Source organism: Brevibacillus fluminis, assembly GCF_003710825.1.
In the GTDB taxonomy this organism is placed as follows: domain Bacteria; phylum Bacillota; class Bacilli; order Brevibacillales; family Brevibacillaceae; genus Brevibacillus_D; species Brevibacillus_D fluminis.
Genome location: NZ_RHHQ01000025.1, coordinates 1 through 20613 on the forward strand (window position 1 = coordinate 1; position 20613 = coordinate 20613).

The window sequence follows — 20613 nt, forward strand, 5'->3', positions numbered from 1 at the left end:
ACTCTATTGGCTGGAGAAAGATATTTCGAATAGGGGATGAAACCTTCTCATACAACTGGTTGAGTTGGTTTACACAAAATTCTTGACAGACCCGCGCAAGCGATCACAACCACCTTGTAGGATGTGCCCTCTTTTCTTATCGTAGTAATGCTTTATTCTGCTATTTATTCCGCGTCGTAGTCCACATTGAACGGCTAAATATAGAGCTCTTCGAAGTCTTTTTGATCCTCGTTTTGTTATCCGGTTACTAGTAGCTGTAAACTTACCCGAACTGTAGACACCAGGATCAAGACCTACGTAGGCAACAAGCTGCTTAGCACTCGTAAATTGACGAGCATCTCCGATCCCCGCCGCAAGTTGGTCACCTATTCCTGGAATTTTCCTCAGTAGTTCCACTTCCGCTAATGTCGCCGAGACTTCCTCCAGATGTTTTTCCAATCTACTTAATTGGCTTTGAAACTCAAGTCAGAGGGATACCATCCCTGCCAGGGCTATGCGTTGCGATATGCTCCTTTTTTGGTTGGACCATTCAAGCAAAAACTTGTCTCAATTGATCGGTCTTCTCTTCGATCCATTATTTCGAATGAGATTTCCCGGCTTGTTCCTGAATGATCGTTTCTATCTCTTCTGTCTTGGCGCCCAGACAACACTTCAGTACTTTAAGCGCCGTAGTGGAAAAAAGGTTGCTAAATACCTTCTCAAACGCGGGAAAGACCTGATCCAGTAGGGCTCTCGTGTTTAACTTTGCCTGAACGTACATCGCGGTTACAAACTCATGTTTCCTTGTGATATGCTGCAGCTCGGTATACAACTCATCCCATGTACGATGTGGCGTAACATCACCACGAAATATTAAACTTGCCATATCAGAAGGCTTTGCAGAGCACATCCCTAATGCCAAAGTTTGCAAAACGATTAATAATCTATTATTTAAAGAAAAATCACGGGAGACTTTAGCTCAATACACAAATTAGATGAAGCTGCCGCGGCGATCGGCAGCTTCATTGCGTTAACGGGCAGCATTCAATAGCTCTTGTTTTTATGCTCGAGATAGTGGTAACATTTTACAAGAACATGTGTTTGTTTTTTGCGTTTTTAATCGGATAAGGGGGAATAGGCGTGGTTGAAATCATTGAAAAGGAGCAATTTTCGGTTGTTGGAAAATTAGGAAAGGGGGGTGCTAATGAAGCTCCCAAATGGATACCATCATTAAGAAAAGAAATAAACAGTAACTTTATTGAGATAAGCAATCTCGCCATCCATCATCACGTGCAAACGGCTCCCGTCTGTTTCGTTAAGGAGCCGATGTGTACATGATGCAATTGACGAACCGCCAGGCACGGCAATTTCTGCTATTGAAGCACGGGTTGCTGGGCGAATATCATTTTACCGGAAAGCAGGGAGTAATGGATTTTGTGCGGCAGGTCGGCTGTATTCAATACGATCCCATCGATGTCTGCGGAAAAAATGCTGAACTGGTGTTGCAGTCGCGAATCAAAGGATTTAGCAAGAACATGCTCGCCGAGTTGCTGTATCAAGATAGAATCCTTGTCGATTATCCTGACAAGAATCTGGCCATTATCCCCGTCGAGGACTGGCCTTATTTTGAGCGGTACAGGCAGGCCGCCCGACAACATGCCAAGCGCTATCCCGAAATGGAAGCGTTGATAGAACAAGTACGAGCTCACATCCAAAATTACGGTGCGCTAAGTTCGGATGATCTAAAATTGGATGGAAATTTCGTTTGGCGATCGGCCATCCACTGGAGCAGCGGAAACAATTCATCCCGGTCGGTGCTGGAGCAGATGTATTCGACAGGCGAGTTGATTATACATCACAAAAAAGGAACGCGTAAATATTACGATATCGCGGGGAAGTACATACAGCCAGATCTGCTGAATGCGCCGGAGCCGCTGGAGTGCGAACTGGAGCATCACAAGTGGCGGGTACTGCGTCGAATCGGCGCTGTTGGCCTTTTATGGAATCGCGCATCCGACGCCTGGCTGAACATATGGGGATTGAAAGCGGAGCAGCGCAACGAGGTTTTCCGCCAACTGTTGCACGAAGCTCGCATTGTTGCAATTGCCGTGGAACAAATGAAGGAGTTACTTTATTGCCGCGCGGAGGACTTGCCGCTTATTGAAGCCGTTCTGCAAAATCCAGAGCCGAAATGGCGCTGCGAGCTGATTGCCCCACTAGATAATTTCATATGGGACAGAAAACTGATCTACGAATTGTTTGGATTCGATTACACCTGGGAGATTTACACGCCTGCAATCAAACGGAAATTTGGCTATTATGTTTTGCCTCTACTATACGGAGAAAGCCTCATCGGACGAGCCGAGGTAATCGCGGAGCGAAAATCCGGGACGCTGGTTGTTAAAAACATCTGGTACGAGAACGACATAAAGCCAACAAAGCAATTGCGAACAGCCTTGAACAATTGTTTTCAAAATTTTGCATTATTCAACGGATGCGAGACGATTTCGACAGAGTCTATGAACTGATATTTCCAGTTCCCCGGTAACATTATTAAAGCTTTGCGGAAACGGCCAGATTTTCTTGGGGAGGCTTTAAAAAAGATAAGACAGAAGTACGAATCGCAAGGCTACATTCGATTGCCGCTGTACGTAAGTGTACTTTTCCTTCATCCGATGCGTCTTATCGAGAGTAAGCAAGCGTTCGTTGCGAAAATAATCAACGAATTGTTGGGGGAGACGAAAGATCATGTCTAAAATCATTGAAGGTTTCAGTCCTTTTCAAGGGGAACATTGCGAGACGACAGCAATGGGCAATTTACTTCAATTTGCGGGAGTCCGACTATCGGAGCCGATGTTATTCGGTCTTGGGCAAGGGTTGGGATTCATTTATTGGGATTCAAAGGGGATGGACTTTCCTTTTATTGGGGGAAGAGTGAAGCCGGATGAATTAGCTGCTTGCATAGCATCCCGGCTCAACTTAATCATCAAGGCGCAAGAAACCTCGTCCATTGAAAAAGCGTGGCAGAACGTACGGAGCTTCATCGAATGCGGAATTCCGGTGGGGCTTAAGTTGGATTCCTATTATTTGGATTATTTCACGAACAAAGTGCACTTTGCCGCCCACTATGCTGTAATATATGGCATGGATGACGAATACGCCTACATGGCGGATACTAGACAACAGGGAGGACTTGTGAAGACGAGTTTGGCCCATTTGGCTATGGCTAGAAACGCAAAGGGGCCTATGAGCTCTAGGAATCGTTCCTTTACGATCGAGCCGATCGGCACCCATCCGCCGCTTATGCCCGCTGTACGATCATCCTTAACCAAGAATGCACATGACTATTTGAATCCACCCATTCGCAATATGGGGAATAAAGGCATTATGAAAATGAGCAATGAGATCCTGAAGTGGCCTTCTCGCAGCAAGAATTTTGAGCATGATCTATGCTTGACTGCGTTATTAATGGAAAGAGCGGGAACCGGTGGCGCATTGTTTCGAAATCTATATCGAGATTTTCTAAAAGAATGTGTGGATCTGTTTGGAGACCCAAAAGTAGAACAGGCATACTTGGGGTTTACTGAAATCGCTCCAATGTGGGTTAACGTTTCTTCTTTGATCGACCTTGCAGGAAGAACGGGAAACCAGCAGGAGTTAAACCAGGTTTCCAAGCTTTTGCTCGAGATTGCGGATAAAGAACGCGTAGCCATGGAATTTTTGTGTAATGAATAGGCTGAGTTCCTATTTTTAACAATCTGGTATGAAAGCAAGCGGAAACCTATATAAGAATTCCTCTGGATTTCTTGGAAATGCTCCATTTTCCAATTAACCCTCATAAGCTGCGCAATGCTTGAAGGGACGATGACGATCGTGGTAGAATTTGTCATGCGATCGTCTTTTTTGTGAATAAGGTTGATGGTTCAATCGTGTTTCGTAACGATAACGAATTGTATTGGAGTTGAGATAAGACGATGAAAACGGAGATCATGAATAGATTCATCTCTTACGCAAAAGTTGATACACAGTCCGATGAAGGCAGCGAAACCTGCCCCTCAACACCAGGGCAGCTCGTGCTGGCCAAAATGCTCGTAAACGAGCTTACAGCCATAGGGATGCAGGAAGTTACGATGGATTCGAACGGTTATGTAATGGCATCCCTTCCTGCCAATACAGACAAAGAGATTCCAACAATTGGTTTTCTTGCCCATATGGATACGGCCACCGATTTTACCGGGGCTGGCGTGAAGCCACAAATCGTAGAAAATTATAACGGACAAGACATTATCTTGAATGAAGCACAGAATGTTGTCCTTTCACCGACCGATTTTCCAGAGTTGGCTGGCTACAAAGGCCACACGTTACTAACGACAGACGGTACCACATTACTTGGCGCTGACGATAAAGCTGGTATTGCCGAAATTATGACTGCTATGGCTTATCTGATTCAACATCCAGAACTGAAGCACGGGAAAGTAAGAGTGGCATTCACCCCGGATGAAGAAATCGGAAGAGGTCCGCATAAGTTTGATGTATCCGCTTTCGGCGCAGTATATGCTTATACGATGGACGGCGGTCCTCTTGGCCAGCTCGAGTATGAGAGCTTTAACGCTGCAACAGCTATCATTACTTGCAAAGGGAAGAACGTTCATCCCGGATCGGCCAAAGGTAAAATGGTCAACTCAGTAAAAATAGCCATGGAGCTGCAGGGAAGGCTGCCAGCTGATGAAACACCTGAGAAGACGGAAGGCTATGAAGGCTTCTATCATTTGTCTTCCATTCAGGGTGACGTCGAGCAAACACAGCTTCGTTATTTGATCCGGGATCACGATAAGAATCGGTTTCAGGAGAGAAAGTCCGAGCTGGCTCGCATCGTAAAAGAATTACAGAAAAAATACGGAGAGAAGCGAATTGAGCTCGAAATCAAAGACGAATACTTCAACATGAGGGAAAAGATTGAGCCTGTAATGGAAGTAGTCGACATCGCTAGACAAGCACTAGAAAACCTCGGAATCGTGCCGATTATTCAGCCGATTCGCGGTGGAACGGATGGCTCCCAGCTTTCCTACATGGGGTTGCCAACGCCGAATATATTTACGGGCGGGGAAAATTACCACGGACGGTTCGAGTATGTTTCCGTAGACAACATGGAGAAGGCAGTGAACACGATCATCGAAATCGTGAAGCTGTATGAACAAAGAAACTAAATTTGCTTGCTTATCCGCTTTTCAAGGAATAAAACAAACCCAGTCCGAATAAGACTGGGTATTTATTTTTGCGAAATAAACCCGCGCTTATGTGACCAGCTGTTTGTCAGCATCAATCAATTTGCGTAACGCAGGGATAATTCGTTCCTTTTCTTGATTGCTAACCCATTCCTCTTCAATAGCGCTATAAAGCCGTTTATACTCTTCATCGGTAATAACGTTTTTCTCCAACAACTGATCAAAACAAACCAGTTTGTCCTGCGTCCGCTTTACAATCTCCTCATAGGACAACCCGTTCCACATCATGCGCTGATTATAGATAACATGGCCAACCTCATGCGCTAGAATGTCAGAGAACGTATCGAGGCTGATGTCCTCTTTGTCCGCCAATATGTATATAATGTTTTTTCCGTTTCGATATTCAACAAAGCCATTCGTTTGCTTGGAATTCTCTACAAAATAAACTTCACAATCATAACGGGCTTCAACCCAGGACATCATTCTCGCAAACGCTTCGTCGATTCTCGATTGGTGTGAACTGTTCATCATTTCATCTCCTCTTCCTTCAAAAAGAGTGTACGGGCTGGTAGCGTGGAAAATGATAATCGCATTACTAACATCAGATATTGAGCGAATTCTTATGCGGGTGATAGAAAGGGAAGGGGAAGATTATAGTTTACATAACATATATTATGACAACTTTCAGGCCGTTCATTCAAAAGTTTTTTGCCGCTCGTTGAAATTGAATCACGGCAATAGTATAATTGAAACGGTTTCATTGTCATGGTAAATGGAGGGAAATTGTTGATGTTAACAACAATCGCTCGAATCGGGCAGCATGTAGGACAAGAAGTAAAACTGGGCTGCTGGCTGTACAACAAACGCAGCAGCGGTAAAATTCAATTCCTCCAGCTCCGCGATGGTTCTGGCTTCATTCAAGGTGTTGTCGTCAAAGCGGAAGTTAGTGAAGATGTGTGGGAAGCTGCGAAGCAGCTGACCCAAGAAAGCTCCCTGTACATAACCGGTGTGGTGCGCGAAGAAGAGCGCTCGCAAAGCGGCTATGAATTGACCGTTACTGGTGTTGAAATTATTCAATTGGTGGAAAATTACCCGATCTCGCTGAAAGAGCACGGTGTCGACTTTTTGATGGACCACCGCCATCTCTGGCTCCGTTCGCCACGTCAGCGCGCTGCAATGGCGATCCGTTCCGAGATCATTCGGGCCGTATACGAATTTTTCCAAGAAAACGGGTTTTACAAAGTCGATCCGCCGATTTTGACACCTACGTCTGCGGAAGGAACGACCAACTTGTTCCACACCAAATATTTTGAAGAAGACGCTTATCTTTCCCAAAGCGGTCAGCTGTATATGGAAGCTGCTGCGATGGCATTGGGCCGCGTTTATTCGTTTGGACCAACGTTCCGTGCGGAGAAATCGAAGACACGCCGCCACTTGATCGAGTTTTGGATGATCGAGCCGGAGATGGCGTTTGTGGATCACGAAGAAAACCTGCGTGTTCAGGAAAACTTCGTCAGCCATATCGTGCAATCCGTACTGAAAAATTGCCAACGCGAATTGAAAGCGCTGGAGCGCGACGTGACCAAGCTGCAGAACGTGCAAGGGCCGTTCCCACGCATCACGTATGATGATGCGATCAAGCTTTTGCAAGAAAAAGGCAGCGAAATCAAATGGGGCGACGATTTCGGAGCGCCGGATGAGACGATGATTGCCGAGCATTATGACAAGCCGGTATTCATTACACACTATCCAACCGAAATCAAGGCGTTCTACATGAAACCGCATCCAGATCGTCCTGAAGTCGTGCTGTGTGCCGATTTGATCGCACCGGAAGGCTACGGCGAAATCATCGGCGGTTCGCAGCGGATTGATGATCCAGAACTGCTGGAAGCTCGCTTCAAAGAGCACGAGCTTTCCGAGGATGCATACAAATGGTACCTGGACCTGCGCAAATATGGCACAGTGCCTCACTCCGGCTTTGGCCTGGGCTTGGAGCGCACCGTCGCTTGGATTTGCGGATTGGATCACGTACGCGAAACCATTCCATTCCCACGTTTGCTGTATCGCCTCTATCCATAAGAAGAGCAACGACAAGCGCATTCCCGGTTTGCAAGGGGGATGCGTTTTTTTATCGGAAAAACCATGCCTTCTCAATCGACAGGGGACTGCCAACCCGGTTGGCGAAAACCTGCAAAATGTGGGCACATTAGCATCTAGGCGTGGACATGCACGATTGGTATAATGAAGGATGAGGTGAAAAAACGACATGGATCGACAAATATTACAGTTATTGCAGGAAGGGGCCACCACCATAACCAACCTGCTCTTGAAACGATACAAGCGCTTGTCTCTTTCTGACGAGGAAATGATGCTGATCATTCATCTGCTTTCCTTTCAACAGGAAGGAAATCGGTTTCCAACCCTTTCCCAGTTAGAGGAGCGGCTGTCGATGCCGGGTATTCGCCTTATTCAATCCTTACAAAAGTTGACCAAGGAAGATTGGATTGCGATCGATGAAATCGTTGACCCTGAAAATGGAAAACGATACGAGCAATATAATTTGCAGCCCTTGTATTACAAGCTGAATCGCTTGCTGTTGGAAGAGCAATCATTCGTGGTGCCGGTTTCTGAATCATTTCCGTCTCCGCGATTGGATACAGACGGAGGCGAACATCCAGAGAGCCTCTATTCACAGTTCGAGCAATCGTTCGGTCGGCCACTCTCTTCGATTGAGATCGAGACGATGCAATGCTGGGTGGAGCAGGACCGGTATTCGGAAGAGCTGATCATGACGGCCCTGCGTGAAGCTCAGTCGGTCGGGAAGCTGTACATCCGCTATATCGACCGGATTTTGCTGGAATGGACAAGGCAAAAAATCACGACTGTGGAGGAAGCACGCAACTACAGTTTGCGGTTTCGTCGTCCCTCCATGCAGCGATAATCATAGTAAAAAACCGTTATGCACATGCATAACGGTTTTTCTTACGTGCACATGTACCCATTAAAACCTCCCTACATACGATATAGAAGAATCTGAAGGCTGTAGGCCTGAGGTTTGTAAGGAGGGATTCGCATGGAAAAGAAAAGAAAACAGGAAAGCTCACAATGGACGATCCCCGGTGTCTTTTACGGCGAGGTGGAGGCAATGGATGCCGTCCAGCGCGTACCAGCCGTCGTACAGCAGCAGGAAGAGTGGACGGGACGTGCCGCTCATCCCGTCATGGAACCGGAAAAATCAGAGGAAATGACTGCGCTTGTGGAAGAGGTCGCGCTATTGAAAGGCACGCTGAAGCAGTTGGAGGATCGTTTGAAAGTGGTGCAGCTGGAGCATAAACGCGAGCGGGAGCGTCTCTACCAAATGGTGCTGTTGTTGAAGCAGGAATGGGAGCGAGCGCGAGATGAACATCGCTATCGTTAGCCCTGGCCCTTTTACCGTACCTCCGGTGAAAGGAAGCTCGGTCGAGCATGACATCGATGAAGTGACGAAAGCGATGCCCAGTCAGCACAACATTACCATTTACACACGCAAATGCTCCGCATATCCGAAATCCGAGCGTAAAAACAACATCTTTTACCGTCGGCTGCGATACGAAGGACAACAAGATTACATCAAGAGCGTCATCAAGCAATTAAAAAAAGAGGCGCCGCCCGACATCATCATGGTCGAGAACCGGCCACACTTTGTGCTAGCGCTGCGCAAAGTGTTTCACCGCACCCTGATCGTGCTGAATATGCATTCGCATGTGTATGCTACAACGCCGTTGATCAGTAAAGCGAAGATGAAAAAAGTTGTGAAGCAGATGGATGGCCTTATTACGAATAGCAACTTTTTACGACTGCGCTTGATAAAAGAGCACCGCATTCCCGAACATAAGGCGCATGCGGTGCATCTTGGCGTTGATATGGAACCGTATCTGAAGCAGGCGGATTCACCTGAACTAAATAAGCTGCGCAAAAAGCTCGGCATCACCGCCAATCACCGCGTTTTGTTTTTCGCGGGCAGGTTGATACCGGCAAAAGGCGTACACGTTTTGCTTGAATCGTTCCAAAAAATTGCCCGCGAGGACCCAAAAGCGATTCTTTTAATCGTGGGGGGAACCGGCTATGGCAGCAACCGCCTCAACGATTATGTGAAGAAGCTGCATGCGCTGGCGAAGCCGATCGCAAAGCAGGTGATCTTTCAAAATTTCGTACCGTCGCACGACATGCCGCTCTATTTCCAACTCGGACATGTCGTCGCGACACCGTCCACCTGGGAGGAGCCGTTCTGCCGCGTCAATCTGGAAGCGATGGCGGCGGGGAAGCCTGTCATCACGACGACAAATGGCGGCGTCAGCGAGGTGGTGAAGGAAGGGCATTCCGGGTTTCTGATTGCGCCGAGCGATTGGAAGCGAGATTTACCGTCGATCTGGGAACAGATGTGGAAATCGACGCTCCTACGCACACAAATGTCCAAACAGGCCCTCCACCGTGCTGCGGAATTCAGTTGGCAGGCGACCGCCTACGGATACCTGAATGTGTTCCACCAGGTCATGCAGCAGGAAAAACCGGCCATTGATAGGCAAAAGCATTTTCTTATCGGGTAATAGTCAAGCGTACAGTCTCTAACAGGATGAAAGCATATCTTGTAGATATCGCAGCAGTATTAGGAGTGATAGAACATGAAAGGGTTAATTTTATGTGCTGGTCGCGGCACTCGATTGTACCCCCTCTCCTATTCCCAACCCAAAACACTCCTCCCCGTAGCAAATCATCCTGTTTTATATTATTGCATCCAAAAGCTGGTTGAGAGCGGCATTCACGAGATCGGTATCGTGATACATCCCTCCCAATCGCAAATCAAAGAATTTGTTGGGGACGGCAGCCGCTTTTCTGCGAAACTGCACTTTTTCGAGCAGGCGCAGCCATTGGGAATCGCCCACGCGGTAAAGCAAGCACGGGACTTTTTACAAGACAGCCCGTTTTTCCTTTTGTTGGGTGATAATTTGCTCATGGACTCGTTAGCGCAGCTGCGCGCCACGTTTGAAGCGGCGCAGGCAGATTGCTCGATCCTTCTGCGTCAAGTGGACCGGCCGCAGGATTACGGAATTGCCGAACTGAAAGATGGGCAGATCATATCGATTACGGAGAAGCCCAAGCAGCCGAAGAGCAATTTGGCTGTAATCGGCGCTTATTTGTTTACACCCGACATATTCACGATCATCGATACCTTGCAGCCGTCCGCGCGTGGCGAATACGAAATCACCGACGCGATCCAAGGGCTGCTTCTACAAAATCGCAAAATCACCTATGCCATTACGCAAGGCGATTATTCCGACGTAGGGACGATTGAACGGTGGCTGTCCGCCAATCGCTGGATGCTAGATAAGCGCTTCGGTAAGGAAATCAGCGTGGGAGACACCAGCATCGTGGAAAACTGCGAGTTGATTGGGCCGGTTGTCATCGGAGAGGGATGTGTGATCCGGAATAGCAAAATCGGACCCTATGTGTCCATTCAGGACGGAGCGGAACTGATCAATTGCTATGAGATACGCGACAGCATTTTATTGGAGAAAACATCCATGGTCGACATTGATTGGGAGGTGCAGCGGAGCGTATTCGGACGCTCATCTCAAATGGTAGGCAAGCCACAGGAGCAAAACGGTATTTTCATCGTCAGCGACCGTTCGTACATTTTGTTTCCGCAAACCAAAAAGAGGTCGGAGCCATGAATACACCTTTGTTTACCGTTGTCATCCCTACCTACAATCGGGCCAATATGGTGAAAAAAGCGATCGATAGCGTGATGAACCAAACATACAAAGGCTGGAAGCTGCTGATCATCGACGATGTCTCGACGGACAAAACCAAAAAGGTCGTCTCACCATATTTAATGATCCCGCATGTTCACTATCATTGTATGGAGAAAAACGGCGGTATTTCGCGCGTCATGAATACTGCGTTGATGATGGTCGACACGCCGTATTTAGTACAGTTAGATTCCGATGATTGGCTGCCCCGTACGGCGTTGTCTGCCATCGCCCGCCGAATATACAGGGACAGCGGGAATACAGCCATGTTTTACGGCAATCTGCGGGTTTGGCGGATCGGCAAGCAGAAAAAAAGCAGTAAGCCAGGAGCGAAGACGTATTTCCATGTGCGACACAAAAGCTTCCCCAACAAGTATAGCTTTTTGAAATACAATCGTTGGATGGTGGCGCCGCGATGCTATCGGGTGGATGCTCTGCGGGAGGTTGGAGGGTGGGATACTTCTGACAAGTACCATGGGCGGATTATGGAGGATCGACGGATCATTTTGCGCTTGATCGAACGTTATCCGATCAAATGGATCGACCGTACCCTCTATAATCGGACGAAGCATATCGGGCAGCTGACGGACAGGAAGACCATCCGCAAACGAAATTATTTGCGACGTAAAACGTTCAACTTTTATCTCGAAAAGTGGGGCAATAAATACAAAGCAAAATTCGGCTATAACAATGGCTATTTGGTCATCCGCAAACTGAAGAGGAGGAGGAAGCGGTGATGAAAACTGCGCTTGTTACGGGATGCGCCGGGTTCATTGGGTCCCACCTAGTAGGGCGGCTGCTCACGCTGGGCTATCGGGTCATCGGCATTGACTGCTTTTATACGAACTATGATGCTGCTTTAAAGGAGCGGAACCTCAAGTCGCTACTGGCGCATCCAGCATTCACCTTCCTCCCTGTTTCTCTTCAGCAGGTGGATTGGCCGGCCATTCTCGTAGGTGTCGAGGAACTGTACCATCAAGCGGCGCTTCCCGGTGTTCGCAACAGCTGGGGCAACTCGTTTGCCTCCTATGCGGAACAAAACATCACGGCGACACAACAGCTTCTTGAAGCGTGCCTTGCACATGGTCAAGTAAAAAAAGTCGTTGTCGCTTCCTCTTCTTCTGTATACGGAACCATGCAGCAAGGATTGACGAACGAATCGGCGGATATCAACCCGACCTCTCCCTATGGCGTGACGAAAGCGGCGATGGAACAAATTTGCAAAGTGTATGTCAAAGCGCATCAACTGCCCATCGTGATGCTGCGCTACTTCACGGTCTACGGACCCCGGCAGCGCCCGGATATGGCCTTTCATCGGTTCATCCACAAGCTGGCAGCGGGCGAGCCCATCCAGCTCTACGGCGATGGACAACAAACGCGGGATTTTACGTATGTCAGTGACATCGTAGAGGCCAATATTTTGGCGGCGACACACGGCGGAGCGGGGGATATTTTCAATATTGGCGGCGATCAGGAAATTAGCTTGCTGGAAGTGGTTCGCATCATCGGGCAACTGCTTCGCGTGAAGCCGCAGCTGCAATTTTTGCCCGAGCAGCTCGGCGATTCGAGGCGTACTTGTGCAGATATTACGTTTGCCCGCCAGAAGCTAGGCTATCAGCCTGCCGTGCCGCTCAAGACGGGGTTGACCGAGCAGATTCGCCATGCCTTTTCACAAAGCACATTTTCGTAGAAGGGATTGAGCTCTATGGATCGTGTCTTGGTTTATCGCCGGAAGTATCTGCAGCGGAGCGAGACGTTCATCTACGAGCAGCTCATCGGTCACAAGCGCGTCCAGCCGGTCGTGCTGACGCGCTCCCGTCCGGTGAATGTCAGGCAATTCCCGTACTCGCCGATCCATGTGAAGAAGCGTCTTGGCGGCATGAAGCACTGGCTCAAGAAAAAGCACATCAAGCTGATCCACGCACGCTTCGGTACCGCGGGGGTCGAAATGATCGGAATCGCCCGAAAGTCCAAGGTGCCGCTGCTCACGTCATTCCACGGCTTCGACGCGACAAAACAGGTGAAGGCGAGCAAAGCATATCGTAGCAAACTGGGTTTCCTTTTCAAAAAGGGCAGCGCATTTACGGCTGTGAGCGACCATATGAAACGACGTCTGATCAAGCTGGGCTGCCCAGCGAAAAAAATCACCCTGGTCCGTTCCGGGATCGATTTGCAAAAATTCCCGTTCGCACCGCCACATTTGATTTATAACGACCAAATCCGTATCCTGTCAGTAGGACGCCTGACGGAGAAAAAAGGTATGGATACGTTGATTCGCGCGTTTGCCTATGTGCGGAAGAAATACCCGAATGCACGGCTCTTGATCGTCGGCGAGGGAGAGGAAAAAGCCAAGCTGAAGCGGATTATCCGGAAAGAGAAATTGAAAGGATTTGTGAAGCTAGCGGGAGCACTTCCACACGCGCAAGTCCAACAAGAGCTGAGACACTGCCACTTGTTCGTCATCGGCTGTAAGACGGCAAAAAATGGCGACCAGGAGGGCATTCCGAATGTGCTGATGGAGGCGATGGCCACGGGTCGGCCTGTCATTTCCACCCGTCACGCCGGAATTCCAGAGCTGATAAAGCATTCGCGAACCGGCTTTCTCGTGCCGGAGAAGTCACCCGCCAAGCTGGGTCGAATGATTACGCGTGTACTGGCGGAAAGGGAAACATGGCCAGCGATCGTCGCACAGGCGAGACTTAAAGTGGCGGAACAGCACGATATTACGAAACAACGACGCAAGCTGGAAGATTTGTACGTCAGTTTGATAGAGAAACATCGAGCTGGAGGGGGGAAACGATGAAAATTTCCGTTATCGGAACCGGCTATGTCGGCTTGACCACAGCCGTATCATTTGCATTAATGGGCCACGATGTGATCGGCATCGATATCGACCAGACCAAAGTGGCGCGCCTGCAAAAGGGTGAGGCCGGAATCTACGAACCAAATCTGGAGAAAGAATTGCAAAACATGCTGGCATTGGGCAAGGTTTCGTTCTCTTCTTCTTTGGAAGCGGGGATCCTTTCGTCCAGGGCTATTTTTGTATGCGTAGGAACACCGCCGCTACCGGATGGCTCTGCGGATTTGAGCGCCTTGAACCAGGTGCTGTCGTCCATCAAGGAGCGGGTGAAGGCTACCGCAGGTGCGTCCAATGTCACCCGCGTAGTCGTCATCAAAAGCACCGTGCCCGTCGGTACAAACGACCACATCGCGCGCCAGTTCGCTGACGTACCCGAGCTGCTCGTGGCATCGAATCCCGAATTTTTGCGGGAAGGGTCGGCACTTCATGATTCCCTACACCCGTCAAGGATTGTGCTCGGAACGGAAGAGCCGCAGGCGCTCGCGATTTTGGAAGAGCTGTATGCTTCGCTTGTTTGCGAGCGGGTGAGGACTACACGAGCCAATGCCGAGATGATCAAATACGGGTCGAATGCGTTTTTAGCTACCAAAATTTCGTTTATGAACGAACTGGCGCGCTTGAGTGCAGAGCTTGGAGCAGATATCACTGAGGTTGCGCGCGGCATGGGCTTGGACTCACGAATCGGGCCTTACTTTTTAGGAGCAGGATTAGGTTATGGCGGTTCGTGTTTTCCGAAAGATACGTCTGCATTGTCCGAGCTAGGTGCGCAGCATGGTGTCGATATGCCGTTGCTGAAGCAAGTGCAGCAGGTCAATGAGCTGCAGCCTGTCTGGTTTGTCGAGCAGTTGAAAAAGCTGCTGCCTACGCTCGCTGGGCTCAAAATCGCGTTACTGGGGCTTTCGTTCAAACCGCAAACCGACGATATGCGCGAAGCCGCTTCCTTGCGCCTGATTCCGCTTCTACTGCGGGAAGGGGCGGTTTTGAGTGCTTATGACCCGCTTTGCAACGAGAAGGTCCGAAAACTATATCCGGACTTGGATTTTGCCGACAATCCGTACCAAGCTCTTGCCGGCGCAGATGCTGGCGTGCTCGTGACGGAATGGGAGCAGTGCGTAAAGCTTGATTTTACCCGTGTGAAAAGCACCTTGCGGCAGCCGTTCCTGTTCGACGGGCGGAATGCCTGGGACAAACGGGCTGCCATAGACGCAGGGTTGACCTACATGGGTGTGGGGCGCTCATGACCGATGTGCACCTCATGGCGAGGAGCCGTCTCTTTCTTTTGTGAAAGGGACGGCTTTTTCGATTCCATTACGTTTTGTAGGGAACACTTCTATTTGAAGTGAAGCTATGTTTTAGGGTACCATGGAAGATATGGGAAATTGAAAGGAGTGATCGTTGTGAACAAGTCGAAAACATTGCCGAAGCGCCATGAAATTCCTGCAGAGCAGAAATGGAAGCTGGAGGACATTTACGCGTCGAACGACCTTTGGGAGCAAGATGCGGTCAAAGTGAAGGAAATGGCGGCGAAAATCAGCTCCTATCAAGGAACGCTCGGTGAAAACGGGGCCCGTTTGCTCGAAGCGCTCACGCTTCAAGATGAGCTAACCCGTACGATGGATCAGCTGTACGTCTATGCGCGGATGCGCCGTGACGAGGATAATGCGAATGCCACGTACCAAGCGCTCACAGACCGTGCGACTACCCTGTCTGTGCAAGTTTACAGTTCGCTTTCTTACATAGAGCCGGAAATTTTGGCAATCCCGGACGATCGCCTGCGCGCATTCCTGCAGGAAGAGACGGGGTTAGCGCATTACCGGCAGCATATTGATGAGATCGTGCGGTTTAAGCCGCATACCTTGTCGGCAGCGGAGGAAGCGCTGCTGGCGGAGATGGGCGAGCTTTCCGGAGCGCCTTCCAAAATTTTCGGAATGCTGAACAATGCTGATTTGCGCTTCCCGATGATCAAGGATGAGCAGGGCGAAGAGGTCGAGCTGACGAAAGGGCGTTATACGCAATTTATGGAAAGCAAAGACCGCGAAGTGCGCAAAGAAGCGTTTGATGCGCTGTACGCGACCTATGGCAAGCACCGCAATACGATTGCTGCCACACTCACCTCTGCCGTCAAGCGGGACGTCATTTACGCAAAAGTGCGCAAGTATGAGTCCGCGCTGAAAGCATCGCTTTTCTCGGACAACATCGATCAGTCCGTTTACGATAATCTGATCGCGACCGTCCATGAGAATTTGCCGTTGATGCATCGCTATGTAGAGCTGCGCAAGCGTATGCTCGGCCTCGAGGAGCTACATATGTATGATCTGTATGTGCCGATCGTCCCAGAAGTTAAGATGGACATTCCGTACGACCAAGCTGTCGAGACCATCCAAGTCGCTTTGAAGCCACTTGGTGAGGATTACGGCAAAGTCTTGCGCGAAGGCTTCACATCCGGCTGGATTGATGTGCATGAGAATGAGGGCAAGACGAGCGGCGCGTATTCATGGGGCTCCTATACGACGCATCCGTACGTCCTGATGAATTATCAGGATAACGTCAATAACATGTTCACGCTGGCCCATGAAATGGGGCATGCCCTTCACAGCTACTATTCCAACAGCAATCAGCCGTACACGTATGCAGGCTACCGGATTTTTGTTGCTGAGGTGGCATCGACGCTGAACGAAGCGCTTCTGATGCAGCATCTGCTGGCGACGACAACCGATAAGGCAGAGCGCATGTATTTGCTCAATTATTACATGGAGCAATTCCGCGGTACGCTGTTCCGGCAAACCATGTTTGCGGAATTCGAGAAGATGATCCATGCCAAAACAGAGGCGGAGGAAGCGTTGACCGCCGATAGCCTTTCTGCCATGTACCGTGAGCTTAACGAGCAATATCACGGTCAGCAAATGGTGGTCGACAGCCAGATCGACTTGGAGTGGGCGCGCATTCCTCACTTCTACAACAATTTTTATGTGTATAAATATGCGACAGGCTTCTCGGCGGCGATTTCACTCGCCAAGCAAATTTTGAGCGAAGGAGCGCCTGCGGTTGATCGCTACCTCACCTTCCTCAAGAGCGGAGGCTCCGATTATCCTCTTGAGCTGCTGAAAAAAGCGGGCGTGGATATGACATCACCAGAACCGATCAAAGAAGCGCTGACGGTGTTCAAAGAGCTGCTGGATGAGATGGAAGCGTTGAGCAAGGACATGTAAGAGAAAAAGGGCTGGGTGCTCCTGTATCAAAGGGGCGCCTTTGTTTTTGTCACAGGAATGACCCGCGCGGATGGGAATACCACTCGCAGCGGGAACAGAAAGGATGATTCAGATGATACTAGTCAGCTCCTGTTTAGCTGGGGTGGAATGCCGGTACAACGGCTCACACAGCCTGCAAGAAAAAATAGAGGCGCTCGTCGCTGCCAAACAAGCGGTGATGGCCTGTCCCGAATTGCTCGGAGGCTTTTCTACACCGCGGGAGCCAGCCGAGATCCAGGGAGGAAACGGAGAAGACGTCTTGGATGGTAAAGCGCGTATCCTTGAGCGATCAGGCAGAGATGTAACCGAGCTGTACCTCGAAGGAGCATACAAAACATTGGAAATGGCGCGGCAAATCGGTGCCAGCAGTGTGGTGCTAAAAGAAAACAGCCCATCGTGCGGCAGCAGCTTCATTTATGACGGGCAATTTGCCAATCGGAGAAAAAGCGGTGAGGGCGTAACCGCTGCTCTTCTGCGTCGCGAAGGCTTTCGTGTGCTAAACGAGCAAGAGCTTGCGTTGCTGTCAAAGACGATCATGCCATAAGCTCTTCCAAAAATGAGTAACAGCTAGCCAGGCAGCAAATACTAAGAGGACTATTTGCGGCAAATAAGGAGCGGTTGGGATGCAAACTTCCGCGAACAAGCAACAGTCTCTCCTTCTTTTTACGTTGTCTGGCTTAATTGCAATCAGCTTGCTGACGATATTCATTGCAACGCGCGAGCTTCCTGGATATCCGTTTTTAAAACGGCAAGCAGCGTGGGTTGTAGTAGGCGCGGGCATGCTTTTCTTTTTGCAGCGGCAAAATTACCGGATTTTTGTTAAAAACGCAGCCTGGCTCTATGGGTTCGGGCTCCTCTTTTTGCTGTCCGTCTTTGTCCTCGGTCGAAAAGTGAATGGAGCCATCAGCTGGATTGACCTCGGCTTTTTTCGCATGCAGCCGTCGGAAATCACCCGGTTGACCACGTTGCTTTTGCTCGCCAAAGTCTATGAAACGTGCAAGGGTGAATGCAGACAGGCACGACAAGTGCTGCTCTGTTTGACAGTTCTGGCTGTACCAACCTTTTTCGTCTTGCTTCAGCCCGATTTGGGCATGGCCATCATCTATTTTTCGATGTGCGGCTGTTTTGTGTTGCTGACGAGATTTTCTGGGGATCTAATCAGGCTGTTGCTATTTTTCGGCTGTGTTGTGGGCATCCTCTTTACAGCTATCGTGCAGGTGGTGCCGGAATTGCCTGATCAGCTTCTGCGACCACATCAGCTCGAACGATTGACGTCATTTTTGCATCCCGAAACCGATCCGCTCGGAACCGGCTATCAATACATTCAGGCCCGGTCTGTTGTGGGGAGCGGACAATTGGGGGGTACAGGCTTGCTGTATGTCGTGACGTCGAACGGGGGGAAGCTGCCGGAGCAGCATACCGATTTCATCTTTGCGGTGATTGCGCAGCAATGGGGCTTTATTGGCGCGAGCGTGCTTCTGCTGCTCTATTTTTTGCTGTTTTACATCATGGTGCAATGGGCGATGGGAACGCCCGATCCGTTCGCGTCGTTTTTTATTAGCGGGATGGTGATCATGTGGTTTTTCCAAATATTCGTCAACATCGGGATGAACATTGGCTTATCGCCGATTACCGGGTTGACGCTACCGTTCATCAGCTATGGCGGCAGTTCGTTCATCACGAACATGATGGCCCTTGGCTTGGTGCTCAGTATGAAAACACCACCGCTGCTGTGGGAGTTCGAATAAAAAAAAAGGCCGGTTCGATACAGGAAAGCCTGATCGGACCGGCTTTTTTTCTGTGATTCAAAAGTCAAAAGCCTGTCCAAGGCTCATGAAGGCAGAAGATGCGTACGGCTAACTGGAGCTGGAACTGCGTCTCTGCATCGGTCAAGTCGAATTCGCCCAATGATATGGCGCGGTCCAGCCGATAGCGCAACGTTTTCGGGTGGATGTTTAGCTCCTCGGCTGTATTTTTTAAGTGAAAGCCCAAGCGAGCGTACGTAAGCAGCGACTGAATCAGCACATCCCCGTTTTTGACCGTGGACAATGGTCCGAACAGCTTGTGCAAAAAAGTGGCGCGTGCATTTGCGTCGCCCTGAAGCACCCGTGGCACCAGTAGATCCTGGAACCGGTGAAAATGACCGAACGTCATATTCGGCAAAATCGAGCAAACTTCCTTGTAGCCTTGTTGGATGTCCGCAAAGCCCTGTTGTGGCAAACTGACGGCGAAAGAGAGGTCCGGTCCTTTCATCGCTTGCCAAAAATGCTGGGGATTGACCTCGCTTGGGATCAGCAGGAAGATTTGATTTTGCATGAAGGACAGCACGGTTGGCATTTTCAAATCCTGCAGCCTTCGCTTTGTTTTTTCGATAAGACGATCCCGCTTCACGATACCTTCGTGGGAGAGCGGAATGGGCGAATCGAACACAAGCATGCCGACCGCATACATCCCTTCCGGATCAAAGCCGAGTAAACGGGCGCGCCTGTGTACTTGATCGGTCAAGATGAATTGACCTTCCAAGAGCGAATCGAGAAACGAGTGCCCGAGCTGTGCCTCAAGCGATGCGAGCTCGCGCTGGTGGGAGATGTGCATAGCCATCAAAATGGCGGCGTATTGCGCGGCATGCTGGTCGAGATCGCTAAGTGGTTCCTGACCTTCCAATATCCACAAAAACCCGACGATCTCCCATTTGATCGAAATCGGGCAAACAATCCGGGCGGGCAAATGGGCTTGCGGGTCAGCCGGAAGCCGTTTTAAACGCAGTGTCGAGTGTGAGGCGAGCAAGCTGTCCTTCTCTTGAAACAGCTTTTCAAGATCAAAGCGGTCAGTTTCGCCTGATCCCTGTTGAGTATGTGACGCTAGAATGGAACCGTCAGCATGCTGAATATAAATGCTGCGCTTCAACAGCACGCCCAGTTTGCGGGCGATATCCTGGAGGCTTTTGGCATCCAATGCAAGCTGGCTCAGCTCCTGATGGATCAATTCCGCTTGCTCTTGTATTTTGTAATGGAACGTGAGCAGCATGTTCAAAATTTCTTCGGTAATCGTGGCAAAAGGGACCTCCCACGGAATCTCAATGAGCGGAAACTGAAGCTCTTCGGCCATGGCGATGGCGGCATCCGGCATCTGCTCGAAATAGTGCGGCACTGCCAATCCTAATCCGGCCAGGCCGCGCACGGACAGATCGCGAATCAATGCTTGCTGTGCCGCGGGTTCATGGGGCCAAGAATACCCCGTCGTCAGCAGTAGTTCACCGGATCGCACCCAAGGCAATGGATCAGGCAAGTCCACGATGTGCACCCAGCGGACAAGCCGCTGAAGCCCTTTCGAACCTGCGACGACCTTGGCGTGTTTCAGTGAAGGAAGCTGCAGGGCATCAAAAACTTTCATCGGAAATATCCTCCCTGTCAAGATGTATACCTTTCATGGTTGTTGGAAGGAAGAGAATGGAAGCATGTGTACCGATCGGATAAGTAGGAGCTTTTGTATTTTAATGGATTGAAGTGTCC

The 20613-nt window shown here is 49.6% G+C and carries 19 protein-coding genes; 16 read left to right on the plus strand and 3 right to left on the minus strand.

The features are described 5' to 3' along the window. Window positions 1-69: 69 nt before the first annotated feature. On the minus strand, window positions 70-396 hold the full coding sequence (locus EDM56_RS27080; protein ID WP_246009570.1) for an IS110 family transposase: 327 nt from the start codon (window positions 394-396) through the stop codon (window positions 70-72). A 723-nt stretch (window positions 397-1119) separates the two neighbouring features. Between EDM56_RS27080 and EDM56_RS27090 the strand changes: the two genes are divergently transcribed. The 4 genes from EDM56_RS27090 (at window position 1120) to pepT (ending at window position 5186) form a co-directional block, all read left to right on the plus strand. Next, on the plus strand, window positions 1120-1317 hold the full coding sequence (locus EDM56_RS27090) for a hypothetical protein (RefSeq protein ID WP_122921067.1): 198 nt from the start codon (window positions 1120-1122) through the stop codon (window positions 1315-1317). Next, on the plus strand, window positions 1314-2507 hold the full coding sequence (locus tag EDM56_RS27095) for a winged helix-turn-helix domain-containing protein (RefSeq protein WP_122921068.1): 1194 nt from the start codon (window positions 1314-1316) through the stop codon (window positions 2505-2507). Before EDM56_RS27090 ends, EDM56_RS27095 begins: the two co-directional genes overlap by 4 nt. 220 nt (window positions 2508-2727) lie before the next feature. Next, the gene (locus EDM56_RS27100) at window positions 2728-3714 is read left to right on the plus strand and encodes a BtrH N-terminal domain-containing protein (protein WP_122921069.1); all 987 of its coding nucleotides are present in this window, start codon (window positions 2728-2730) and stop codon (window positions 3712-3714) included. A gap of 239 nt (window positions 3715-3953) precedes the next feature. Next, the gene (pepT, locus tag EDM56_RS27105; RefSeq protein WP_122921070.1) at window positions 3954-5186 is read left to right on the plus strand and encodes a peptidase T; all 1233 of its coding nucleotides are present in this window, start codon (window positions 3954-3956) and stop codon (window positions 5184-5186) included. Window positions 5187-5273: 87 nt separating this feature from the next. Here pepT and EDM56_RS27110 read toward each other — a convergent pair whose 3' ends face one another. After that, complete coding sequence (locus tag EDM56_RS27110) at window positions 5274-5732, minus strand: hypothetical protein (protein ID WP_122921071.1); 459 nt, start codon at window positions 5730-5732, stop codon at window positions 5274-5276. A gap of 261 nt (window positions 5733-5993) precedes the next feature. Between EDM56_RS27110 and asnS the strand changes: the two genes are divergently transcribed. From asnS to EDM56_RS27170, 12 genes are all read left to right on the plus strand, one after another. Then, window positions 5994-7283: an asparagine--tRNA ligase gene (asnS, locus tag EDM56_RS27115; RefSeq protein WP_122921072.1), complete on the plus strand. Its 1290-nt coding sequence runs from the start codon at window positions 5994-5996 to the stop codon at window positions 7281-7283. A 187-nt stretch (window positions 7284-7470) separates the two neighbouring features. Continuing rightward, the gene (locus EDM56_RS27120; RefSeq protein WP_122921073.1) at window positions 7471-8145 is read left to right on the plus strand and encodes a DnaD domain-containing protein; all 675 of its coding nucleotides are present in this window, start codon (window positions 7471-7473) and stop codon (window positions 8143-8145) included. A 132-nt stretch (window positions 8146-8277) separates the two neighbouring features. Further along, window positions 8278-8622: a hypothetical protein gene (locus tag EDM56_RS27125; RefSeq protein ID WP_122921074.1), complete on the plus strand. Its 345-nt coding sequence runs from the start codon at window positions 8278-8280 to the stop codon at window positions 8620-8622. Further along, a complete protein-coding gene (locus EDM56_RS27130) occupies window positions 8603-9790 on the plus strand; it encodes a glycosyltransferase family 4 protein (protein ID WP_122921075.1) in 1188 nt (395 codons plus the stop codon). Before EDM56_RS27125 ends, EDM56_RS27130 begins: the two co-directional genes overlap by 20 nt. 75 nt (window positions 9791-9865) lie before the next feature. Continuing rightward, window positions 9866-10915 carry a glucose-1-phosphate thymidylyltransferase gene (locus EDM56_RS27135; RefSeq protein ID WP_122921076.1) on the plus strand — a complete coding sequence of 350 codons (1050 nt, stop codon included), beginning with the start codon at window positions 9866-9868 and terminating at the stop codon, window positions 10913-10915. Next, on the plus strand, window positions 10912-11730 hold the full coding sequence (locus EDM56_RS27140) for a glycosyltransferase family 2 protein (protein ID WP_122921077.1): 819 nt from the start codon (window positions 10912-10914) through the stop codon (window positions 11728-11730). The genes EDM56_RS27135 and EDM56_RS27140 overlap by 4 nt, the downstream gene beginning before the upstream one ends. After that, entirely contained in the window at window positions 11730-12683 is a 954-nt protein-coding gene (locus EDM56_RS27145) for an NAD-dependent epimerase/dehydratase family protein (RefSeq protein WP_122921078.1), read from the plus strand. The genes EDM56_RS27140 and EDM56_RS27145 overlap by 1 nt, the downstream gene beginning before the upstream one ends. A 15-nt stretch (window positions 12684-12698) precedes the next feature. After that, window positions 12699-13796: a glycosyltransferase gene (locus EDM56_RS27150; protein ID WP_122921079.1), complete on the plus strand. Its 1098-nt coding sequence runs from the start codon at window positions 12699-12701 to the stop codon at window positions 13794-13796. Continuing rightward, on the plus strand, window positions 13793-15094 hold the full coding sequence (locus EDM56_RS27155; RefSeq protein ID WP_122921080.1) for a UDP-glucose dehydrogenase family protein: 1302 nt from the start codon (window positions 13793-13795) through the stop codon (window positions 15092-15094). The genes EDM56_RS27150 and EDM56_RS27155 overlap by 4 nt, the downstream gene beginning before the upstream one ends. A gap of 156 nt (window positions 15095-15250) precedes the next feature. Next, complete coding sequence (gene pepF, locus EDM56_RS27160) at window positions 15251-17062, plus strand: oligoendopeptidase F (protein WP_122921081.1); 1812 nt, start codon at window positions 15251-15253, stop codon at window positions 17060-17062. A 112-nt stretch (window positions 17063-17174) separates the two neighbouring features. Next, the gene (locus tag EDM56_RS27165) at window positions 17175-17645 is read left to right on the plus strand and encodes a 2-thiouracil desulfurase family protein (protein ID WP_122921082.1); all 471 of its coding nucleotides are present in this window, start codon (window positions 17175-17177) and stop codon (window positions 17643-17645) included. Between the two features lie 79 nt (window positions 17646-17724). Then, window positions 17725-18849, plus strand: a complete 1125-nt coding sequence (locus EDM56_RS27170) for an FtsW/RodA/SpoVE family cell cycle protein (RefSeq protein ID WP_122921083.1) — start codon at window positions 17725-17727, stop codon at window positions 18847-18849. A 64-nt stretch (window positions 18850-18913) separates the two neighbouring features. On the opposite strand, the gene EDM56_RS27175 is transcribed toward EDM56_RS27170, so the two are convergent. Next, on the minus strand, window positions 18914-20494 hold the full coding sequence (locus tag EDM56_RS27175) for a PucR family transcriptional regulator (RefSeq protein WP_122921084.1): 1581 nt from the start codon (window positions 20492-20494) through the stop codon (window positions 18914-18916). Between the last annotated feature and the right edge of the window lie 119 nt (window positions 20495-20613).

Bases quoted from the DNA above. Each gene is read 5' to 3' on its own strand.
- EDM56_RS27155 (WP_122921080.1), top strand. From the start codon at position 13,793: ATGAAAATTTCCGTTATCGGAACCGGCTATGTCGGCTTGACCACAGCC.
- asnS (WP_122921072.1), top strand. From the start codon at position 5,994: ATGTTAACAACAATCGCTCGAATCGGGCAGCATGTAGGACAAGAAGTA.
- EDM56_RS27095 (WP_122921068.1), top strand. From the start codon at position 1,314: ATGATGCAATTGACGAACCGCCAGGCACGGCAATTTCTGCTATTGAAG.
- pepT (WP_122921070.1), top strand. From the start codon at position 3,954: ATGAAAACGGAGATCATGAATAGATTCATCTCTTACGCAAAAGTTGAT.
- EDM56_RS27170 (WP_122921083.1), top strand. From the start codon at position 17,725: ATGCAAACTTCCGCGAACAAGCAACAGTCTCTCCTTCTTTTTACGTTG.
- EDM56_RS27150 (WP_122921079.1), top strand. From the start codon at position 12,699: ATGGATCGTGTCTTGGTTTATCGCCGGAAGTATCTGCAGCGGAGCGAG.
- EDM56_RS27100 (WP_122921069.1), top strand. From the start codon at position 2,728: ATGTCTAAAATCATTGAAGGTTTCAGTCCTTTTCAAGGGGAACATTGC.
- EDM56_RS27175 (WP_122921084.1), bottom strand. From the start codon at position 20,494: ATGAAAGTTTTTGATGCCCTGCAGCTTCCTTCACTGAAACACGCCAAG.
- EDM56_RS27120 (WP_122921073.1), top strand. From the start codon at position 7,471: ATGGATCGACAAATATTACAGTTATTGCAGGAAGGGGCCACCACCATA.
- EDM56_RS27140 (WP_122921077.1), top strand. From the start codon at position 10,912: ATGAATACACCTTTGTTTACCGTTGTCATCCCTACCTACAATCGGGCC.
- EDM56_RS27130 (WP_122921075.1), top strand. From the start codon at position 8,603: ATGAACATCGCTATCGTTAGCCCTGGCCCTTTTACCGTACCTCCGGTG.
- EDM56_RS27110 (WP_122921071.1), bottom strand. From the start codon at position 5,732: ATGAACAGTTCACACCAATCGAGAATCGACGAAGCGTTTGCGAGAATG.
- EDM56_RS27125 (WP_122921074.1), top strand. From the start codon at position 8,278: ATGGAAAAGAAAAGAAAACAGGAAAGCTCACAATGGACGATCCCCGGT.
- EDM56_RS27135 (WP_122921076.1), top strand. From the start codon at position 9,866: ATGAAAGGGTTAATTTTATGTGCTGGTCGCGGCACTCGATTGTACCCC.
- EDM56_RS27145 (WP_122921078.1), top strand. From the start codon at position 11,730: ATGAAAACTGCGCTTGTTACGGGATGCGCCGGGTTCATTGGGTCCCAC.
- EDM56_RS27165 (WP_122921082.1), top strand. From the start codon at position 17,175: ATGATACTAGTCAGCTCCTGTTTAGCTGGGGTGGAATGCCGGTACAAC.